The sequence below is a fragment of the Brachyspira sp. genome (genome assembly GCF_050873525.1).
Taxonomy (GTDB): Bacteria; Spirochaetota; Brachyspiria; order Brachyspirales; family Brachyspiraceae; genus Brachyspira.
In genome coordinates, this window is the sequence record NZ_JBNMIZ010000215.1 from 1 (window position 1) to 4526 (window position 4526).

A 4526-nucleotide genomic window follows, 5' to 3' on the forward strand; every position below is an offset into this window, starting at 1 on the left:
ATACATGAAAAAATATATTATATTGTTTCTATTTATATCGGCGCTTGCCTATTCTTTTCCTTACAAAATGTATACGGGAATGACGGGAGCTTTAAGACTTGGCGGAACTCTTTATTTGGATAATTCTAGAATAAAAAAAGGAAGTAAAGAATATACTTTATCGAGTCCGATAATGCTTAATTACGGAGTGTTGAGAAATTTCGACATATTTGCGAGAGTTCTTCCAATCACATATATACCGAAAGTTGGAGTCGGAGTTGAAGGAGAGCCTCAATTTTCGATTATGCCGAGATACCAGTTTTTTAACGGTTTCATAGGAGCGGTTGAATTTTTATTTCCAGGTTCTTCAAAACAGAAATTTGGAATCAATCCTCAACTGCATTATTTGATAGGTATGGGCGATTTTTTCACTATGTTTGCAAATTTGGAACTTCCAATGTATTTTAAGGACCCGAGAGGAGTCGTTGAATCTATAAGATTAAAATTTGCAGTCGGAGTATATCCCGGTTCTTTATTCGGTTTTTCTTTGGCGGGAATATATTTGGAATATCATTTTGCTTACGATTTTTATAATAAGGCTACTCTTTATTTGAATCATTTGGGACCGGGAATTTATTTGGTTTTGAATAATGAGGCGAGTTTATCTTTGAATTTTAGTATTTACTGCGAACAGTTTGCAAGCGGTTTCTATTGCGGAATTGGAGCTTATGTTTCCTATACTTTTGATTTTAATAGATTTTTATAATTAATTTAATAAACGATTTATAATTTACAATGAAAAAAATAAACATGACTGAAGAATATTTTTTATGGCAGAATAAAATAAAATTTTCGGATACGATTAATATAGACAAAAATAAAAAAATTATTCTAAAAAATAAAAAAACTAATTCAAATAATCCAAATAAAAATAAAAAAGTCGGAACAATGAATAAAATTAATGATAATACAAATAATGATATTGAAATTAAAAACGAAGAATTAAAGAAAATATATTTGGAAGTAAAGGAATGTATGAAATGCGAAAAATTATGCAAGTCGAGATTGAATGTCGTATTCGGACGAGGCGATGAAAATCCAGATATAGTTTTTGTGGGAGAAGCTCCAGGCGCGGACGAGGATAGATTGGGATTTCCGTTTGTCGGAAGAGCGGGAAAACTTTTAGACAAATGGATTGACGAACTTAAAATAAATAAATACAATTTTTATATAATGAACGCATTAAAATGCCGTCCGCCAGAAAACAGGGACCCTTTGCCAGAAGAAAAAATAAATTGCCGAAACTTTTTTGTTCGTCAGCTTGAAATACTTAATCCAAAAATAATATGCGCTCTCGGAAGACATGGATTCGGGAATTTAATCGAATTCGATTTGAAAACTCCTTTTGGAAAAGCGAGAAATACGGTTCATTATTACAAAAATAAAGATAAAGATGTTCCAGTAATCGCAACATATCATCCCGCTTATGTTTTGAGAAATCAAAAAGAAGAAACGAAAGTAATAAGCGATTTTGAATTTATGTTAAAAGAATTGAATAATATTTCGGAGAATAATTGATAGTTTATTTTTTTATTATAATTATTATAAATATTTTTTTTCAAAATTTTCTTTTTGCAAATTCAAACGATTATAATAACGAAATTAATAAAATTCAAAATTCAAATCTCCCAGAAAAACCGAACATATTCGATAAAATAAACAATAAAGACAGCGTTAAAGATATGATATTAAATATTTCTTTATATTTGGAAAACGGTGGCGATATAAATATAACGGACAGCGAAGGAAATACTTTATTAATGAAATCCGTTTCTTTGGGATATTATGATTTGGCAGATTATATTTTGCTTAATGACGCCGATATTTCGATTACCAATAATAACGGAGAGAACACTTTGATTTTGTCGGCGGATTATCCATATATAATCAATTTGCTTTTGAATAATAATACTGCCGATTTGAATATTGCGGATAATAAAGGAAAAACCGCTTTATTTTATGCATGCGAATTTGGAAATTTGAATTCTGTTAAATTATTGATAAAAAACGGAAGCGACATAAAGAAAAGAGATATTTTCGGGAAAACGATTTTAATGTATGCGGTTGAAAGCGAAAATTTGGAACTCATAAAATATTTGGTAGAAGATATTGAAGTCGATATAAACGAAAAAGACGACTGGGGACAAAACGCCATATTTTTTGCAACAAAAATAAGCGTGGCAAGATATTTAATTTATAAAAATATTGATTATTCGACTACAAATTCAATCGGGCTAAAGGCTCATGAAGTTTTAAAATATAACGGCTATAATAATTTGTCGACTTATTTAAAAAAATTAGAAAAGAAATAGCTTAAGAATATATAGTTAAAAATATATTTAAAAAATTTTCCAATAATCCGAAAATATTTAATAGCATATCGGAGTAAATATGAATATTAAAGTTGTTTTACTGTTTATTATAATAAATATGTTTCTTTTCGCTCAATATACGGCAAATAACGATATATTGATTAATACGGGAGCGGGAAGAGTCGATTATACCACATACACAATTTATGCGGACGCAACGGCGGATATGATTACCGATAAAGTATTGCAGCCCGAATCTTTTTTAATATTGCAGCAGCAGGCGGAAGAAGAAACCGTAAAAACTTTATACGATACTTTGGCGAGAGTTTCTATAAACAGCGATTTTACTATATATAATTTGATTGAAAACGATAAAGATTTAACGGAAAAAATCATGGACGCGCTAAATAACGCGAGACTTTTGGGAGTTTCTTATCCGACAAGAACGAGCGTTAAAGTTCTTATGGCTTTGGATATTATAACGAATAATTTGATTTCCGATTTTATTAGAAGCGTCAATTCTTATAAAACCGAACCGATAGTGACTTATTTCGATGCGGGAAAAGATTATGACAGTTTGGTTATAGACGCAAGGAATATAGGTTTTAATCCTTCTTTATTTCCAACCGTTTACGATGAGGACGGAAACGCTATTTACGATATAGCTTATATAGATAAAAATGTCGCATCAACAAACGGCTATATAACATATTCCACAAATTCTTATTTAACTAACGAAAATATTAAAAATGTGTTGGGAGAAAATCCTTATAATGTAGTTGCTTGGAGAACGAGAGGAAGACTTGCGGGCGATTTGGTTATAGGAAACGAAGACGCAAGCATAATAATGAGCGGAACTAGATTGAAAAACGCTTTGAAAAATTGTAAAGTGGTTTTTATAATAGATTAAAATTTATTTATGGGAATATATAATAAAATTATGACGGTTAATATTAAAAATATTTTAGTTTACGGCATTCGATTTGGCTTTCCGTTTTTTGGCGTTTAGACGCCAAAGTATTCATTTTCAAAAAACAATTTAAATTAAAAAATATAAAAAACATTTTAAAAATCAAACAAAAGGAGATAAATTATGATAGTAGTAATGAAACCGAACGCGAAAGAGGAATATATAAACAATATTACCGAAAGATTAATTAACGCGGGACTTGGAACGAATAAAATAGTCGGAGTTGACTGCACCGTTATCGGTATAGTCGGCGATACTTCAAAAGTAGACAGAGAGCTAATATCGACTTTGCCCGGCGTGGCGAGAGTTTTAAAAGTTCAAGAGCCTTTCAAAAGAGCGAATAGAGCTTTCAAAAAAGAAGACACTATAGTTAATGTTTCGGGCGTGAAAATCGGAGAGAAAAAACCCGTTATTATTGCGGGACCTTGTTCCGTTGAGAGCGAAGAGCAGGTTATAAATATCGCAAAAAGCGTAAAATCCGCGGGAGCTTTAATATTGAGAGGCGGAGCTTTCAAACCAAGAACTTCACCTTACGCGTTTCAAGGTTTGGCTTTGGACGGACTTAAAATTTTGAAACTTGTCAAAGAAGAAGTTGGAATTCCAATCGTAAGTGAAATCGTTTCAATTCGTCATTTGGAAGAATTCGATAACACAGTCGATATGATTCAAATTGGAGCAAGAAATATGCAGAATTTTGAATTATTAAAAGAAGTGGGAAAATTAAAAAAACCGATTCTATTAAAAAGAGGACTTGCAAATACAATGGAAGAATGGTTAATGAGCGCGGAATATATTTTGGATAAAGGCAATAGCGATGTGGTTTTATGCGAAAGAGGAATAAGAACATTTGAAAATTATACTCGTAATACTTTTGATGTTAGCGCAATTCCCATGATAAAAAGAATGAGCCACTTACCCGTAATAGGCGACCCTTCGCATGCGAGCGGAAAATCTTGGATGGCAATGCCTTTGACATTAGCGGCTTTATCTGCTGGAGCGGACGGAATGATAATAGAAGTTCATAACGACCCTGAACATGCTTTATGCGATGGCGCACAGTCAATCAAACCAGAAGTATTTAGCGAAATAATGGAAGCGGTAAATATGATTAGCGAAACTGTGGATAAGATAAAAGCTAAACATGGTGGCAGAGTTTATACTAAATAAATTATATTATTAAAAATTATTGTTTAAAATAAAAATCG

At 31.7% G+C, this 4526-nt stretch carries 5 protein-coding genes; all 5 read left to right on the forward strand.

Translation table 11 applies throughout. The features are described from left to right. Positions 1-4 precede the first annotated feature (4 nt). The 5 genes from ACR0QS_RS11400 (at position 5) to aroF (ending at position 4488) form a co-directional block, all read left to right on the forward strand. Positions 5-745 carry a hypothetical protein gene (locus tag ACR0QS_RS11400; protein WP_432633575.1) on the forward strand — a complete coding sequence of 247 codons (741 nt, stop codon included), beginning with the start codon at positions 5-7 and terminating at the stop codon, positions 743-745. 29 nt (positions 746-774) lie between these two features. Then, on the forward strand, positions 775-1557 hold the full coding sequence (locus tag ACR0QS_RS11405) for a uracil-DNA glycosylase (protein WP_432633572.1): 783 nt from the start codon (positions 775-777) through the stop codon (positions 1555-1557). Positions 1558-1589: 32 nt separating this feature from the next. After that, positions 1590-2351, forward strand: a complete 762-nt coding sequence (locus tag ACR0QS_RS11410; protein ID WP_432633576.1) for an ankyrin repeat domain-containing protein — start codon at positions 1590-1592, stop codon at positions 2349-2351. A 79-nt stretch (positions 2352-2430) separates the two neighbouring features. Next, complete coding sequence (locus ACR0QS_RS11415; protein WP_432633573.1) at positions 2431-3261, forward strand: hypothetical protein; 831 nt, start codon at positions 2431-2433, stop codon at positions 3259-3261. Between the two features lie 183 nt (positions 3262-3444). Continuing rightward, on the forward strand, positions 3445-4488 hold the full coding sequence (aroF, locus tag ACR0QS_RS11420) for a 3-deoxy-7-phosphoheptulonate synthase (protein WP_432633574.1): 1044 nt from the start codon (positions 3445-3447) through the stop codon (positions 4486-4488). The last annotated feature ends 38 nt before the right edge of the window (positions 4489-4526 follow it).

What these genes read in the sequence shown, in the direction of transcription:
- ACR0QS_RS11400 (WP_432633575.1), top strand. Translation starts at nt 5, where the DNA reads ATGAAAAAATATATTATATTGTTTCTATTTATATCGGCGCTTGCCTAT.
- ACR0QS_RS11415 (WP_432633573.1), top strand. Translation starts at nt 2,431, where the DNA reads ATGAATATTAAAGTTGTTTTACTGTTTATTATAATAAATATGTTTCTT.
- ACR0QS_RS11405 (WP_432633572.1), top strand. Translation starts at nt 775, where the DNA reads ATGAAAAAAATAAACATGACTGAAGAATATTTTTTATGGCAGAATAAA.
- aroF (WP_432633574.1), top strand. Translation starts at nt 3,445, where the DNA reads ATGATAGTAGTAATGAAACCGAACGCGAAAGAGGAATATATAAACAAT.